The following is a 15609-nucleotide window of genomic DNA, read 5'->3' on the forward strand; positions in this document are numbered from 1 at the left end:
GTTCTTCGCAGCAGCATGGCTTGTGCCCTGGCCACGATGATGGCCTCCGGTCCCGCTATGGCGCAGGCCCCCGCGGCCGTCGATGCCGGGCAGGGTCTTGGCGGTCCGGTGGTGCCTGGGGTCTGCCTGATCTCGCGCGAGGCGGTGCTGGCCAACAGCAAGGTGGGCATCGCGGCGGCGGCGCGGGTTCGGCAGCTGGCACAGGAAGCGCAGGCTGAGGTCGATGCCGAGCGCAAGCCGCTCGAGGCCCAGGCTGCAGCCTTGCAGGCACAGGCCGCGACGCTGACGGCGGACCAGCGCCGCGCGCAGGAGAAGGCGCTTTCCGAGAGGTTCGCGCCGATTCAGGCGAAGGCGGAACTGCGTTCGCGCGAAATCGACCGCACCCGGGCCAAGGCGATCGACACCATTGCCGCCCAGACCCAGCCGGTCATCGCGGCGGTCTATAAACAGCACAATTGCGGGCTGCTGTTTGACCGCGCCGTCGCTCTCGGTGGCAACTTCGGCAACGATCTGACGGTCGAAGTGGTGCGGGCGCTGGATGCGCGGGTGACCACGATAGACTTCAAGCGCGAGGACCTTTCCGGGCAGCCCGCACCCAAGCGCTGAACCAAGGGAATCAACCACGGGAAGGGCGGTTCGGGCCGTCCTTCCCGTTTTATTTTCGGCAGTTGTGACACGTGTTCGTGCCGTAACGGGGCGTGGCCAACGGACTTCCTTGCCAATTCCTTCGCGGCCCCTGCGGGATGCGACATATTCCTCACAAAACTGTCACCGCCAAAAAATAGAGGGGACCCCAGGGACGAATCGGACCCCGAATGCGCAACGCGGTCTACATCGCGCAGTGCAGTCAAAGTTCGTGAATCCCGTGCTGTATGTCCGAATAAGTTCATGCAGCGGAAGAGTTTTTCTTCATGAAGTGCTCGTCCTACCATCGCAGGGGGATGGGAATAAGAGCCGATCTTGAAAAGGGGTAAGTAATGAACACTTTCCAGAAGTCGCAGCTGCTTGCGGCGTCGGCAGTTGCCGCGCTCGTCGGTGGCACCGCCCAGGCCCAGGTCACCTATCCGACCGCTGAACTGCACGCCATGGGCGCCTCGTCGGTGGCCGTTGTGCTTCCGCGCGAACTGAACTGCGTCGGCCCGGCCGGTACCAAGAACAACGTCGGCAAGAACGACGGCACTTCGGCGCCGATCACCGAAGGCGCCTACACCGGCACCGACGCTCCGTTCGACTGCGCCACGCAGGCGATCCAGCCCAACGTCGGCGGCAAGTACATCTCGACCGGTTCGGGTGGCGGCAAGACCGCGTGGAAGAACATCGATGCTTCGGCGTTCTTCACCGGCGCGGCTGGCGCGATCTTCCCGTCGGCCTTCGGCACGACCTGGTCGAACCCGCACTTCGTGATGTCGGACTCGCCGCTGTCGACGTCTGAACTGTCCTCGTTCGCCGCGGCTTCAACCGCGAAGAAGGCCGGCGCCGCGATCCAGTTCCCGCTCTACGTCCTGCCGGTGGCGCTCGCCTACAACCCGGTCTACGGCGTGAAGACGAACCCCGACAGCTCCACCACCAACCTGTCGTTCAACATCGGTCAGCCGGTGTCGGTCGCCGGAAACGTGGTTGGCGGCCTGCGCCTGTCGAAGAAGGTCTACTGCGGCATCTTCAACGGCTACATCACCAACTGGAACGACGCCAAGATCACCGCGCTGAACCTGAAGATCGTCAACAAGAAGTCGGTTGCCGTCTCGCTCAAGGACGCCAACGACACCGACGCCCGCTGGAATGCGGACGGCGTTCCCATCCGTCTCGTCGGCCGTCTCGACAAGTCCGGCACCACCGACATCTTCACGCGCCACATGGCTGCCACCTGCGGCGCCTCGCTCGACGTGGGCCAGGCCAACAAGTACCTGAACGCGGCCGAAACCCTGCCGTACTCGGCTGCTTCGGGCATCGACCTGACCAAGGAACGTTCGGACACGAACTACAAGCCTTCGGTTTCAACCGCTTCGCTGGCCGGCACCGCCGACATGATCTCGGGCGTCATCTTTGACGGCACCGTGATCCGGAGCGGCCGCCTGCCCGATGGTTCGGCCGGTTCGTACACCGAAACGCCGGGCAAGTTCATCGTGGCCGACGGTTCGGGCAAGGTCGCCGGTGCGATCAACCTGGCGGCTGACAAGGCTTCGGCCAGCGACGCCACCGTGCTGCTGAACGGCAAGATCGGCTACATCGGTGCCGACTTCGTCCGTCCGGCCGCCAGCCAGACGCTGCACGCGGCTGCTCTGGAACAGGGGACTTCGAACGCCACCAAGAAGCCGGTCTTCCTGCTGCCGACCGCTCTGAACGCCCAGGCAGCGTTCGGTACGAAGATCCTGCCGCCGCAGTCCGACAAGGGCGGCAAGTACGTGAAGACCGGCACCCTGCTGCGTTCGAACCCGGCTGACTGGTACAACGCGCTCTACAACGGTGACTCGACCCTGGCGAACGCCCCGGTCGGCTACCCGATCACGGGCACGACCCAGTTTGTCACCGGCACCTGCTTCGCCGACCCGAAGGTCCGCAACGCTCTGGTCGCCTTCCTCAACGCCTCGCTCGGCAACCTCAAGTTCACGTCTGCCAACGCGAAGCTTTCGGCTGACACCTTCACCGGCGTGAAGGCTGCGAAGCAGGGCATCAAGGCTTCGATGGGCATCGCTCCGCTGCCCAAGGCCTGGAAGGTCGCGATCACGCAAACCTTCCTTGAGAAGTCGAAGAACAAGGCTGCCGACGGTGCGCTGCTTGGCGATGCCAACCTGTACATCCAGGCCGGCCTGCCCACCAAGGGTGGCCTCGGCAAGGTGAACGTCGACCTGAACGCTGTTGGCGCAACTCCGCTGCCGACCAGCAACCCGTACGTGCTGAACGGCAAGTCGGGCAAGACCGAAGCCGCTCCGAACCCGGGCTGCACCGCCGGTCTGGGCCTCTGATCGACTTCTCGATCACCTGAATGCGAACGGCCCCGGAGCAATCCGGGGCCGTTTTGCATTGCCGTCCTGAATTCAGCGGCGCGACCAGCCGACGTGGTTGGGGTTCTTCAGCGCATTGGCGAGCAATTCCGCCATCGACATGCCCTTCGGCGCTTCGCCCGGCAGGGACGGCGCACCCTCGATCAGATCATGCAGTTCCTTCTTGGTCAGCAATCCGCCGCGGACAGGCCCCATCGGTGGGGCAATGATGCTCAGCAACAGGGAGCGGCGGAGCGGGAAGACCTGGGCCGGTTGTTCGGTCTCGCCATCGACCGGCGTGATCATGCTCGCCTGCCCGAAGCCGGCGCCGATTGACGTCAGGGCGTCACTGTCTTCGCCCGCGATGCTGACGAGGGGCATGGTCATCGTGGCCGGCAGAAAGGCAGGCTGCGGCGCGTTGAAAGGTGAGGCTTCGGTGGGCCCGATCATGACAGCCCGCGTCCAGCTGGCCGGTTGCGAGCGTGATGGCGCCGGAGCGATCGGGCGTGCTGGCGGGGCAGGCTGGCACCAAGCCACCGATGCCGTTTCGAGGATCGAATCCTCGCAGGCGCTGGATGCCTCTCCAAAGTCCACTTCGGCAGCCATCGCCCAGGCTGACGGAGGCCCCGCGTGCGCATCGGGTGCACAAATGGTGGAAGCAGCCATCGCCAGGAGCAGCTGGGCAGCAGTGGAAGCAGCCGGCGCACCGGGCCGGAGCGATCGCAGGGTAAAGCGCACGATTGAGCCGCCTTTGCAAAGCCTTGAGCCCTGCGAGGCTTAAGCGCTGCCCGATTTCGGGCCGGCCAAGACGGAATAAGGGCGAATACGATGCGCGGCGGGAGGTACGGTCTTCAACCTGTAACCTCGCGTCGGCACCGGCATGCGCGATGGCTCGACGCTCCTTCCACTTTGCCATGGGCCTTGCAGCCGCCGTTCTCGGAACCGCGGCGCATGCGGGTGAACAGGCCGAGTGCGCGCGCATGGCCGGATCACGCCTGTGCCGCTTGGTGGCCGAGCGCCTGCCGCTGTCGATAGATCAGTCCGATTGGACCGTCCCGCCCGGGTGTGATTCCAGCGTTTCTGAACTGGACCTGGGCGAAGGCGAGTGGCTGTTTTTCATGGGGGCACGCTGCAATGGGTCACCCATCACGCTCAGCGTCGATCCTGACCACGCCGGGCAGCCCGGATTGCGTGCGATCCATGACATCGAATCGGGCAGGGTGGTGGCTTATGTGACCGTGGCCGAACCAGACCCGCATGCCCAGATCCTCGCCATTGCGCGGGCGGGCCTTTCACAACATGCGCGAAGGGCCTGCGCGATCGGCACTTCGCCGGTGGCAGGCGTGCCGGATGGCGCATGGGTGCTGATCTCCGGCGACAGGAAGCTGCCCGACAGGGACTGCGGTCCTTTTGGGGCAGGGCCGGATGGAGATGCCTACTGGTTCCAGGTTGGGCGCCATCTGTTTTTCATCCCGCCCGGCAACACGCAGGGCGCGCAACCGTTTGACCCGGCGACGTTCAACGTGGTGCGACTTGCCGATGTCGGCAGTTAAGGCGCTGGGCTGCTCCGGAATCGAGGCGGTTAGACAGAGTGCAACATAACTGAAAGTTAACATACGCCATTCTGCAAAGTGAGGGTCCTAGGTCCGTCTCCGCCAAGAACATTGTCAGGGGACACAACATGGCTACCGGACCTTCCACTTCGACCAATCCGTATCTGCTCGCGCTCGAACCCAATGTGAAGATCACGTCGATCCTCACCACTGGCGATGCGCTGGCCGGCAGCACCACCGGCGTATTCGGCGGCATTCCCGACGGCATCGGCGCGTTCGACAACGGCGATGGCACTCTGACCGTGGTGGTCAACCACGAGCTGTCGAGCGGCGGCGCGGTGCGCGACCATGGCGGCACGGGCGCCTACATCGACGCCATCATCGTCGACAAATCGACCCTCGCAGTCGTCAGCGGCGACGATGCGATGAAGACCACATACCTGTGGAACGGCACCAGCTATGTCGCTTCCGCCACCAACTTCAGCCGTTTCTGCTCGGGTGATCTGGCCGACAAGTCAGCCTATCTCAACACCGCCACCGGTCTCGGCACCGACGTCCGCATCTACCTGACGGGCGAAGAATCCGGCGTCGAAGGCCGCGCGATCGCCACGATCATGACCGGCGATCACAAGGGCGAGGCGTTCGAACTGCCCGCGCTGGGCAACCTTTCGTTCGAGAACCTCACCGCCAATCCCTTTGCGCAGGACAAGACCGTCATCGCCGCCACCGACGATGGCACCAACGGCCAGGTCTATATCTACGTGGGTGACAAGCAGGCCACCGGTTCCGACATCGAAAAGGCGGGCCTCGCCAACGGTTCGCTCTATGGCATCAAGGTTGCCGGGATCACCGACGAAGCCAACGGCACGATCGCGCAGGGCACTTTCTCGCTCGAGAAGATCGACAATGCCGCCAGCAAGACCGGCGCCCAGATCGATGCCGACAGCGAAGCGCAGGGCGTCACCAGCTTCCTGCGCCCGGAAGACAGCGCCTGGGATCCGCAGAACCCCAACGTGCTCTATTTCCAGACCACCAACAGCTTCTCCGGCCCCTCGCGCCTCTACAAGGCCGTGTTCACCGACATCGCGCACCCCGAACTGGGCGGAACGATCGAGGCAGTGCTCGATGGCACCGAAGGCCAGAAGATGCTCGACAACCTGACCGTCGGCAATGGCCACGCCATCCTGCAGGAAGACCCGGGCAATCAGGTCTATGTCTCGCAGGTCTATGACTACAACCTCGCCACCGATTTCAAGCAGGCCGTGCTGCAGTTCGATCCGGCCCTGTTCACCCCCGGCCTGCCGGGCTTCATCACCCAGGACGAGGAGTCATCGGGCGTGATCGACGTCACCCACCTGCTGGGTGATGCTGATACCCGCGCCTATCTGCTCGATGCGCAGGTCCACAAGGCCACGGGCAACCCCGCAACCACCGAACCGGGTCAGCTGCTGGTCATGACCATCGACGACGTGAAGGACGGCGGCAACGGCAACGACGTGCTCAACGGCGATGGCGCGGCCAACACCATCTCCGGCTTCAATGGTAACGACGTGATCAAGGGTGGTTCGAACGACGACACCCTGTTCGGCAACAACGGCAACGACGTGCTCGACGGCATGACTGGCAACGACGTGCTCGTCGGCGGTCGCGGCGACGATCGCCTGACCGGTGGCGCCGGCAACGATGTGTTCGACTACAGCCGCCTTGAAGACGGCAAGAAGGCGCCTGCCGGCAACGACACGATCACCGACTTCGCCCATGGCCAGGACGTGATCCTGCTGGCGCAGGGCGTGTGGTTCAAGGGCGAGGTCCACGGTGACTTCAACATCGACGGCATCGTCGACACGCGCATCACCCTGACCAATGGCGGCACGATCACCCTGCTCGGCGTCGATCACATCGAACAGGGCGATGTCACCAACACGCTGGTCCCCACGATCAGCCTGTTCGACAAGGCCGACAAGTTCGACCTGTTCCACGCCTGATCCTTCCGCCGCGGATTACAGGCAATTGCGGGCCGGTTTCCTTAGGGAGGCCGGCCCGTTCATTTTCCCGGGGGGAGAGGCCAGTACCGTCGGCAAGGCGGATTGGACGGGGTGTGGTGGGCCCGGCAGGATTCGAACCCGCGACCTAGCCGTTATGAGCGGCCAGCTCTAACCGCTGAGCTACAGGCCCACACCCTGCGCGGCGTTAGTGGCGCTTGCGCGGCTTGGCAAGCGGGGGCCTTCGCTGCGCTGGGAATGCGGGCCGGTGCCGCCTGCACGTCAGTGCAGAAAACGCATCATATCTGCGCCGCCGCCATGATCTCGCGCACGTTGGTCGGCCGCACCTTGCGCCGAGCGAGATAGGCGAAGACCGTGCGCCACCAGTCATAGAGCGCGTCCAGCTCGTCCTCGTCGCGCACATAGGGCGTGTGGCCGGGGCGCAGCGATGGGCTGTGGAACGAGAACACCAGCACCGGCAGTTCCTCGTCCAGCGCCATGTCGATGCCCTTGATCGCCTCTTCCACGCTTACCCCTTCGGGCGTCAGCGGGATGCGTTCGAGCAGGCCCGCCCGCGCCAGCGCGCCGCGCAGCCGGGGTACGCGCCACATCGCGGGGTAAAGCAGCGGCCCCTGCTGGCGCAGCAGGCCCCAGAACACCGTGGTCAGCGGCAGTTCCATCAGGCCCTGCCGCCGGTCGATCCACCATGGCCGCACCGGATGGTCGCGGAAATTGGGCCCGCCGTGCGAGCTGTAGTCGAAACGCGCGCGCACCGAAGTGTCGATGGCGATCGAATGGTCGGCCAGCATCTGCCCGCTCGACGGGCCCACGCCATAGCGCCCCGCGCGATAGATCAGCGGCGGCCGGCCGAACGCGGTCTCGATCTCGTCGCGCAGCTTGCGGAACTTGGCGCGCTCCAGCTCTGGCGGCAAGTTGCCGGCAAAGCTGTTGTGAATGTTGACTTCTTCCTCGTGCGGGGGGCTTACCCAGGGGTGCAGCTGCACGCCGATTTCCGCGCGTCCCTCGGCCACCGCCGCGCCGATGGCCTCCACCGCCTGCGGGTCGGTCGCCACCGGATAGTCGATCAGGTAGATCGGGCAGACGCCGAAGCCTTCGCAGAACTGCTGGAACTTGGCGAGGCGTGGCACATGGTCCAGGCTGTGCCCGGTGCGTTCAAAGGGCTTGCCCCAATCGAACTCTTCCTCGGTATCCACCGTGACGATGAAGCGCGGGCCGAAGCCTTCGGCAAAGCGCACGAAATCGCCATTCGCAGGAACATCGAGAATGTTCGGCTTGCCCACGAGTTTCCTTGCGTCCGGTCCTTGGCGCCGCTCAGCCGGTGGTGCCTGCGGCGGCTTCTTGGCTAAGTGGCTGACCGGAAACGGTCAAGAGCGGCAGGTCCACGGTCAGGCGTGCACCATTTCTTGACAGGACGCCGCCCGCCGCGCGCACTTCGGCCGCGGCCAGCCGCAAGGCGAAGCCGCTGCCCAGCATGGCCGATCCCATCGCACCGCCCGCGCGCCCGCCATCCGGGGCAAACAGTGTGGCGTCATCGCGCAGCGCCAGCGCCGCGGGCAGGGGAAGCGACAGCCGGGCATAGCCCGCGCCCGCCGCCAGCATGATCGAAAGCCGCTCGCCCGGTGCGGCGGCGCCTGCGATCACCGAAAGCATCCGCCACAGCGTCCGCTCCAGCTCGCCTGCATCCATCGCCACCGTAATGGCCATTTCCGGCAGGTTGCAGCGCAGCTTCACCTCGCGCGGGCCGATCACCGGTTCCAGCTGGCTGACCAGCCGGCCCAGCACGGCCACCAGGTCGGCCTCGCCCTCGGCGCGTTCGCTCCGCCCGGTTTCCAGCTTCACCAGCCGTTCCACTTCCTCGAACCCGGCCAGCATGCGCGCGGCATCGCTGGCGATGCTTGCGGCCAGGCTGCGGTACTGGTGCGGGGTGGGGCCGAACAGCTGCTGCTGGATCAGCTCGGCAAAGCCCTGGATCGCGTTGATCGGGGTGCGCAGCTCGTGCAGCAGCTGGCGCAGCCGGTCGCCGCTGCCATGGGTGTCGTCATCGTTGGCGGCGGCCTTGTCGGCCAGATGCGGGCGGCGCAGGCGCGCGTGATAGCCCAGGAAATGCCCGCCTTCGCGCGCGAAATGCGGGGCGGCATCAATCCGCCACGATCCGGCAACGGGGCCCGCGCCTTCCAGCGTCACCAGCCCGGCTTCCAGCGGCAGCCGCGCCCGCACCGCGCGCAGTGTCTGTGCATCACAGGTGGCGGGTGCTTCGGGTTCCCCGGTGAACGGCCGGGAGCCCACCAGCATCGCCGCGAACGATGGTTCCGCCGCGCAGATCGTGCCATCGGCATCGATGCGGATGTCGATGGCGGTGGTCGCCGGCGGGGTGGACTGAACCGGCGCTTCGGCCTGCGCACCTGCCTCGCCCTCGGGCTCCGCGCCGATTGGCGGCAGCACCTCGCGCGCACGGCGGAACGCTTCGATCCGGCGCACGATCGCACCGATGCCTTCGCTGGCAGAAACCGGGGCGGATGGGGGGGCGGATGCCAGCGCGACCGGTTCCGCCACCGTTTCGCGGGCCGGCACCGGCACCGTCTGCACCAGTCGCGGCGGCGCGGGCCGTGCCGCTTCGCGCTGCACCACCGGTTGCGGCGGCAGGGCGGGGGCCACATAGCCATCCGGCTCGGGCAGCGCAAAATCGTCGATGCCCAGTTGTTCGAGCAAGGCCTCGACCGTCGATCCCAGGTCACGCCTGTGGCGCAGGAAGCCGCGCGCCTGCACCGGCAGGGCGGGAATCATCGCCAGCCATTCCGTCTCGGCCAGCCGTGCGTGGGCGATCGCCGCGATCGCCGCCTTGGGCCCGCGATTGGCGAAGTGCTGCACCAGCCGGGGCGATCGCAGCGCGCAGGATTTCAGCAGGCCTGCGCCTTCCTCGTCCCCCAGTTCGTCGTGCAGCGCGTCAAGCCGGCGCAGGGCCTCGTCATGCCCGTCGTTCCATGCAGCCGCGCCCGTCCGGCCGAGGATGTCGGCCAGCTGGCGATACTGCGTCCGGATGCCCGCCCCGCCGGCCGCGACGGTGCGCAGCACGGTTTCAAGGCGGTCGTCGACGATCATGGACTCTCCGCTTCTGGGCCCGATCTGCGGGCCGATGGATAGGAAGGGGCAGTTACCTCTTGAAACACTAACAAAAAGTGCTGCGCGGGAAAGGTGTTGCTTGTGTGCGTTGCATTGTGGGACGATTGCGATATGAAACAATAAAATTATTCGCCGCCGCACGATAAGGTGTGGAAAATTACCGGGCCTCCGGTGCTTCCCCAACCAAAGCGGCGCATTCGGGATCATGCGACGGGGCTTGTTGACGGCGGACATGGCGACAATGGATGCAATCGATCGGCGGCTGCTCGCCGAACTGCAGGATGAAGGCCGCGTCACCAACGTGGAACTGGCGCAGCGCGTCGGTCTTACCGCGCCGCCCTGCCTGCGCCGGGTGCGCGCGCTGGAAGACGCCGGGGTGATCAAGGGCTACCATGCCGAGCTTGACGCCTCGAAGCTGGGCTTTGCGATCACCGTCTTCGCGCTCGTCAGCCTCAAGAGCCAGGCGGAGGAATCGCTCCGCCAGTTCGAGGATCACATGCGCACCCTGCCCGAAGTGCGCGAATGCCACATGCTGAATGGCGAGATCGACTTCATCCTGAAGATCGTCAGCCGCGACCTGCAGAGCTTCCAGGAATTCCTGACCAGCAAGCTGACGCCCGCGCCCAACGTGGCAAGCGTGAAGACCAGCCTGACCATCCGCACCGCCAAGCAGCTGCCCGGCGTGCCGCTGGAGGGTTGAAGCGCGTCCTTCAGCCCTGCGCCGCGTTCTTGTGGTGGCGGATCACTTCGTCAATGATGAAGCGCAGGAACTTTTCGCTGAATTCCGGGTCCAGCTTTGCCTCGGTGGCCAAGGCGCGCAGGCGGGCGATCTGGCGTTCCTCGCGCCCCGGATCGCTGGCCGGCAGCTTCTTTTCCGCCTTGTAGGCGCCCACCGCCTTGGTGATGCGGAAACGTTCGGCCAGGATGTGGATCATCGCCGCGTCGATGTTGTCGATGCTCTGGCGATAGCCTGCCAGAACCGGATCCTCGCTCATGCCATAAACCCCGGGTTGCCCTTTGATCTGCCCGCTACAGTGCAACTTGCGACTTGCCAAGCGCCGGGGGGCTTGCCAAGCGGGCAAGCGATGACTGCCACCGTCCACACCATGCCCCGCCGGGCCGAGCCTTCGCTGCAGCCGCTGATGGCGCTTGTCGCCGAAGGGATGAACAGCGTGAACGCCGTGATCCTTGACCGGATGCAGTCGCGCATCCCGCTGATCCCCGCGCTGGCCGGGCACCTGATCGCCGGCGGTGGCAAGCGGCTGCGCCCGATGCTCACGCTCGCCGGCGCGGCGCTGCTCGGCTATGGTGGCAGCCGCCACTACAAGCTGGCCGCGACGGTGGAGTTCATCCACACCGCCACCCTGCTGCACGACGATGTGGTCGATGGCAGCGACATGCGCCGCGGCAAGAAGACCGCCAACATCGTCTATGGCAACCCGGCGACGGTGCTGGTGGGCGATTTCCTGTTCAGCCGCAGCTTCGAGCTGATGGTGGAGGATGGCAGCCTGAAAGTGCTGAAGATCCTGTCCAATGCCTCGGCCGTGATCGCCGAGGGCGAAGTGGACCAGCTGGTCGCCCAGCGCCAGATCGAGACGAGCGAGGAGCGCTACCTTTCGATCATCAACGCCAAGACCGCCGCGCTCTTTGCCGCCGCCTGCCGCATCGCCGCCGTGGTGGCCGAACGGGACGAGGGCGACGAACTGGCGCTCGACGCCTATGGCCGCAACCTTGGCATCGCGTTCCAGCTGGCCGACGACGCCATCGACTATGACTCCGACGCCAGCGAGATGGGCAAGGACCAGGGCGACGATTTCCGAGAAGGCAAGATGACCCTGCCGGTGATCCTGGCCTATGCCCGCGGCGACGAGGCCGAGCGCGCGTTCTGGCGCGACGCCATTGCCGGCGATCGCAACAGCGACGAAGACCTGGCCCACGCCGTCAGCCTGATCCGCCGCCACGACGCCGTGCTGGCCACCCGCGAACGCGCCCGCCACTATGCCCAGCGCGCCATCGACGCCATCGCCGCCTTCCCCGCGAGCGCCGCCAAGGCCGCGATGATCGAGGCCGCCGAGTTCGCCGTCGCACGCCGTTTCTGACCCCTGGCGGCCCGGGTAAGCGGGTGGCGAGGTTGACACGGTTGACACTGTCCAATGGGGTGAATTCCGGGCGAGCCGTTTCGCGCGCTGCGGAGGCTTTCGCCTGGCCTGTGCGAGTCGCGCCAAGGTCCGCAATTCCGCCATTCTTCACCGGTTCAAAGAGCCATCAAAGGGGGATGGTCTCAAATCCGGCGCGTGTAGGAAAGTGGTTTTTCAGATAACAGACGTGTCTGTTATTAACCCTGCCGCGACTTGCGCGGGAAGTCCGTTACTTGACGGTGTAGTCTCCGCTCCCTATTTTTCCGCCAAGCATCAGGAGCAGGGCGCAAGCCCTCGCCAACCTGCCCGCCCGGGCAAGGTGGCACCTCGAACAGAGGGATGTGGCCGACGGCAACCAAGCGGGCACCGATCCGGCAACGTCATGCGTCCTTTTCCCGATGCCGCCACGCAAGGGAGCCATGACAATGACCGGACACTGCTGCTACTGCCAGAGCGCCGCGACCGCCAATGCGATCGTGCCGAGCCTGCCAGCCTACACCCTCTATTTCTGCAACCGCGACGGTGCGGCGTGGGATATGAAATCCCGTGCGGAAGTGTTCGCGAAAATTGCGGCTAGTTTCCCCAACTTTACCGCCACCGATGCAGTCGGCTTCTTTCGTGGACGCGAAGTGCCGACGCTGGCGGTGATGATCGCCACCAAGCATGAGATGACGCTGCATCGCCTGATCGGCAAGCTGCGGCATACGCTGGGGCAGGAAGCCATCGGCATGACCGTGGACGGTCGCTATCGTTCGCTTACCGAGTGATGCGGGCGTTTCGAAGGTGCGGCAAGGTGCGCAGGCCTGCTTGCAATCAGTCCTTAAGTACTCCTACTTAAGATACTGAGTTTTATGATCTGTTTTGGCTGAAACGGGACTTTCGGGTTTGACGTTCCGCCGTGCAGGTGGAACGTCTTGACCTTCCAAACAGGAGGGAATTTGCATGAAGTACGCAGCGCTGGCCCTTGCGGCGGCGATCTCAGCACTGGCGGTACCGGCCGTGGCGCAGGACGCCGCACCGGCAGCCGCCCCCGCCCCCGCCGCAACCGTTGCGCACATGTTGCCGGCGAGCACGCTGGTCTCGATAACGCCTGACAAGGAGATCTCGTCCAAGAAGATCGAAGTGGGGCAGAAGGTTTCATTCTCGGTGGTCAACGACATCACCGACAACGGTGCGGTGGTTATCCCGCGCGGATCGCATGTTGAAGGCACGATCAGCTTCAAGACTGGCAAGGCGATCGGCGGCAAGTCGGGCAAGTTCGAGGTCAACTTCGACAAGGTGAACGTGCGCGGCAAGGACTACGCCATGCGCGGCACCCATCGCCAAGAAGGCAAGGGCAATACCGTGGCTGCCGTTTTCGCCACCTGGCTGGTGAGCGGCCGGTCGGCTGTGATGCTGCCGGGCCAGTTCGTGGATGCTTTCACCGCAGAACCGATTCCATACTGATCGGCTGGCCCGGAGGCGCCTCCGGCTTGAGCGAAGGAAGGGGCGGGCAGCCATCACGGCGCCCGCCCTTTTTCGTCATCAGCCGACGAGTGGAGAGGAACGATTGAACCATCCTTCCACCCCCCGCACCGTCGCGAGCGCCAGGCCTGCAACGGCGAGGCCGATCAGCATGTCTGTGAGGTAATGCGTGCCTTCCACGGGCGTTGCCAGCAGCATGGCGGCGTTGAGCGGGACGAGCCAGCGGCGCAACGGCGGGATGGGCCAGGCTGTGGCGATGAACACGGCGGCTGAGACGGTGTGGAAGCTGGGGGCGCAGACGATGCCCTGAAGCGCGCCGAGATCGACCACCTTGAGCGCATGGCTGCGCAGCATGGGGATTATATGGCCCTGGCCAAGCCCCTCCATCGGCAGATAGGGGATGGGGCCGTGCCACAGGTAGGCCAGCGCGCCGCGCGCGGGCAGAAGCGGGAAGACCAGCAGGGTGAGCATGGCCGAGAGCCAATAGGCGGCGAGGAAGCGGCGGGCGTGGTCCTGCCGGGCGGTGACCGCGCAATAGCCGATGATGACCAGCGGGCTCAGCCAGATCGAGGCGTAGGCGGCTTCTCCCACCCATTGCAGCGCGGGGTGGCGCACGAACAGGCCATAGAGCGCCAGCCAATCGAAATGGAGCAGGCGGTCCGAGCGTTCGAGCAGGGCATCGTCGAAGCCGGTGGTGGCGGCCGCGGCGGCATAGCTGCCCAGCCCGCCGATCAGCGCGGCGCAGACTAGGAGCAAGGCGCTTTCAGCGAAATCGCGGACGGTGCGCTGGGTGGATGTTGCAGGGGCGCGGTGCCGGTGCCGGAGGGCGGCGAGCGTGGTGACGAGAAGGGCGAGCGCGGGCAGGGCGGGCCCGCCGAGGCGCAGGCCGATGTGCTGGCGCGCCATCAAGGCCGCCACGGCAAGTCCGCTGGCGACGATGGCGGCGATCAGCCAGCGCACGGGAAATGCGGCGGGAGGCTGCGCGACCGCTGTGCCACCGGGCAAGGGGGGCATCGGGCGGCGGAGCGGCGGGCGCGACAGGCGGCGGGGCGGTGGCGCCGGGAGGCTGCGATCGAGTGCCAGATCCTGCTGCTTCATGGCGTGATGCGATCCATCGTATCCGGTCTGCCCGGCCGGGCGCGCCTGTTCATGGCGAGCGCACGCAGCCGTTCCTGTCTTGCGCAGGGGGGCGGAGCAAGTGGCTGGACAAAATTTAACCTGGGCCAAAGGCGGCGGTAATCCGCCGGGAATGCCCCTGACGGTTCAACCCATCGGGTAGAGGATGTCGCGATGGACCTTGTAGGCGGCCTTCATCGCCGCGTCGGGCAGGACAAGATCGGCTGCGGCGAGGATCGGGGCCAGCTGTTCCAGGGTGGAGACGCCGACGATGGTGGAGGCGACGAAATCGTGCTGCTTGGACCAGGCGACAGCGAAGGTGACGGGATCAAGCCCGAGTTCGCGCGCGATGGCGGCGTAGCGGTCAGCGGCTTCGACCGAGCGGTCGTTGACGAAGCGGCTGGCCATGTCGGCCTGCCGGCCTCCCATTCCGAAATAACTTGAGAAACGCGCGCCATCCGGGCGGGCGCCGGCGGAATACTTGCCCGCCAGAACCCCGCCGGCGATGGGTGAATAGGGGATCAGGCTGACGCCTTCCTGCCGGCAGACCTGCGCCAGTTCGTCTTCAAAACGGCGGTTGAGCAGGCTGAAGTTGTTCTGGATCGTTTCGTAGCGCACGGTGCCGAGGCGTTCGGAAGTGGCGAGCGACTTCATCAGGCCCCAGCTGGTTTCGTTGGAACAGCCGACGACGCGGACCTTGCCGGCACGGACCAGTTCATCGAGCACCTCCATCGTCTCGTCATAGGCGAGGCCGGCATCGGGCCAGTGCGTCTGGTAGAGGTCGATGTAATCGGTGCCGAGGCGGGTGAGGCTTTCCTCTATGGCACGGGTGATGTTGTGCCGGTCAAGCGCGGTCATGCCGCTGCGCTTGGGGCTCTTGAACCAGACGTGGCTGGGGCCGGAGACCTTGGTGGCGAGGATGATCGCATCGCGCGGCTTGGTCTTGAGCCAGCGGCCAACGATGTCCTCCGTCCGGCCGACCCATTCGGGCGATGGCGGCACGGGATAGCCTTCGGCAGTATCGTAGAAATTGATCCCGGCATCGAAGCAGGCGTCAAGCACGCGGAAGGCGGTGGCTTCGTCAGCCTGGGAGCCGAAGGTCATCGTGCCCATGCAGATATCGGAAACGACGATGGCGGATTTGCCGAGGCGGCGATGCTGCATGGGATTCTCCGGTTGGGCGGGCACGGGGTTTGGCAGAGGCGGGGTTTGGCGGGCGCGCAGGAGGGCGTCA

Annotated in this window: 14 protein-coding genes, 1 tRNA gene and 1 riboswitch; of the genes, 8 read left to right on the plus strand and 7 right to left on the minus strand. The window is 65.6% G+C overall.

The features are described 5' to 3' along the window. Positions 1 to 57 precede the first annotated feature (57 nt). Positions 58 to 606, plus strand: coding sequence for an OmpH/Skp family outer membrane protein (locus POM99_RS14325; RefSeq protein ID WP_277278999.1), 549 nt, complete (start codon positions 58 to 60; stop codon positions 604 to 606). Between the two features lie 371 nt (positions 607 to 977). After that, entirely contained in the window at positions 978 to 2963 is a 1986-nt protein-coding gene (locus POM99_RS14330) for a substrate-binding domain-containing protein (RefSeq protein ID WP_277279001.1), read from the plus strand. 72 nt (positions 2964 to 3035) lie between these two features. On the opposite strand, the gene POM99_RS14335 is transcribed toward POM99_RS14330, so the two are convergent. Then, positions 3036 to 3431, minus strand: a complete 396-nt coding sequence (locus POM99_RS14335; protein ID WP_277279003.1) for a hypothetical protein — start codon at positions 3429 to 3431, stop codon at positions 3036 to 3038. A gap of 557 nt (positions 3432 to 3988) precedes the next feature. Here POM99_RS14335 and POM99_RS14340 point away from each other — a divergent pair. Together POM99_RS14340 and POM99_RS14345 are read left to right on the plus strand one after the other, a co-directional pair. Then, positions 3989 to 4534, plus strand: coding sequence for a hypothetical protein (locus POM99_RS14340; RefSeq protein WP_277279005.1), 546 nt, complete (start codon positions 3989 to 3991; stop codon positions 4532 to 4534). A 128-nt stretch (positions 4535 to 4662) separates the two neighbouring features. Beyond that, positions 4663 to 6519 (plus strand): alkaline phosphatase PhoX, encoded by a 1857-nt coding sequence (locus POM99_RS14345; RefSeq protein ID WP_277279007.1) that lies wholly within the window; start codon positions 4663 to 4665, stop codon positions 6517 to 6519. Between the two features lie 114 nt (positions 6520 to 6633). On the opposite strand, the gene POM99_RS14350 is transcribed toward POM99_RS14345, so the two are convergent. From POM99_RS14350 to POM99_RS14360, 3 genes are all read right to left on the minus strand, one after another. After that, positions 6634 to 6709 (minus strand) — tRNA-Ile (locus POM99_RS14350). A 106-nt stretch (positions 6710 to 6815) separates the two neighbouring features. Further along, the gene (locus POM99_RS14355) at positions 6816 to 7817 is read right to left on the minus strand and encodes a polysaccharide deacetylase family protein (RefSeq protein WP_277279009.1); all 1002 of its coding nucleotides are present in this window, start codon (positions 7815 to 7817) and stop codon (positions 6816 to 6818) included. A 31-nt stretch (positions 7818 to 7848) separates the two neighbouring features. Further along, positions 7849 to 9636 carry a histidine kinase dimerization/phospho-acceptor domain-containing protein gene (locus tag POM99_RS14360; protein ID WP_277279011.1) on the minus strand — a complete coding sequence of 596 codons (1788 nt, stop codon included), beginning with the start codon at positions 9634 to 9636 and terminating at the stop codon, positions 7849 to 7851. Positions 9637 to 9889: 253 nt separating this feature from the next. Here POM99_RS14360 and POM99_RS14365 point away from each other — a divergent pair, with 253 nt between their 5' ends. Then, the gene (locus POM99_RS14365) at positions 9890 to 10357 is read left to right on the plus strand and encodes an Lrp/AsnC family transcriptional regulator (protein WP_277279013.1); all 468 of its coding nucleotides are present in this window, start codon (positions 9890 to 9892) and stop codon (positions 10355 to 10357) included. Positions 10358 to 10367: 10 nt separating this feature from the next. Here POM99_RS14365 and POM99_RS14370 read toward each other — a convergent pair whose 3' ends face one another. After that, positions 10368 to 10652, minus strand: a complete 285-nt coding sequence (locus tag POM99_RS14370; protein ID WP_277279015.1) for a chorismate mutase — start codon at positions 10650 to 10652, stop codon at positions 10368 to 10370. A 90-nt stretch (positions 10653 to 10742) separates the two neighbouring features. On the opposite strand from POM99_RS14370, the gene POM99_RS14375 reads away from it, so the two are divergent. The 3 genes from POM99_RS14375 (at position 10743) to POM99_RS14385 (ending at position 13241) form a co-directional block, all read left to right on the plus strand. Further along, positions 10743 to 11756, plus strand: a complete 1014-nt coding sequence (locus tag POM99_RS14375; protein WP_277279017.1) for a polyprenyl synthetase family protein — start codon at positions 10743 to 10745, stop codon at positions 11754 to 11756. 304 nt (positions 11757 to 12060) lie between these two features. After that, positions 12061 to 12164, plus strand: a riboswitch (SAM-I-IV-variant riboswitch). A 56-nt stretch (positions 12165 to 12220) separates the two neighbouring features. After that, complete coding sequence (locus tag POM99_RS14380; RefSeq protein WP_277279019.1) at positions 12221 to 12562, plus strand: hypothetical protein; 342 nt, start codon at positions 12221 to 12223, stop codon at positions 12560 to 12562. A gap of 175 nt (positions 12563 to 12737) precedes the next feature. Beyond that, positions 12738 to 13241 carry a hypothetical protein gene (locus tag POM99_RS14385; protein WP_277279021.1) on the plus strand — a complete coding sequence of 168 codons (504 nt, stop codon included), beginning with the start codon at positions 12738 to 12740 and terminating at the stop codon, positions 13239 to 13241. Positions 13242 to 13319: 78 nt separating this feature from the next. Here the strand turns inward: POM99_RS14385 and POM99_RS14390 are convergent, their stop codons facing one another. Both POM99_RS14390 and POM99_RS14395 read right to left on the minus strand, forming a co-directional pair. Next, entirely contained in the window at positions 13320 to 14357 is a 1038-nt protein-coding gene (locus POM99_RS14390; protein ID WP_277279023.1) for a phosphatase PAP2 family protein, read from the minus strand. A gap of 165 nt (positions 14358 to 14522) precedes the next feature. Further along, positions 14523 to 15539, minus strand: coding sequence for an aldo/keto reductase (locus POM99_RS14395; protein ID WP_277279025.1), 1017 nt, complete (start codon positions 15537 to 15539; stop codon positions 14523 to 14525). Positions 15540 to 15609 lie beyond the last annotated feature (70 nt).

The sequence above is a fragment of the Novosphingobium cyanobacteriorum genome, from assembly GCF_029436685.1.
GTDB lineage: Bacteria > Pseudomonadota > Alphaproteobacteria > Sphingomonadales > Sphingomonadaceae > Novosphingobium > Novosphingobium cyanobacteriorum.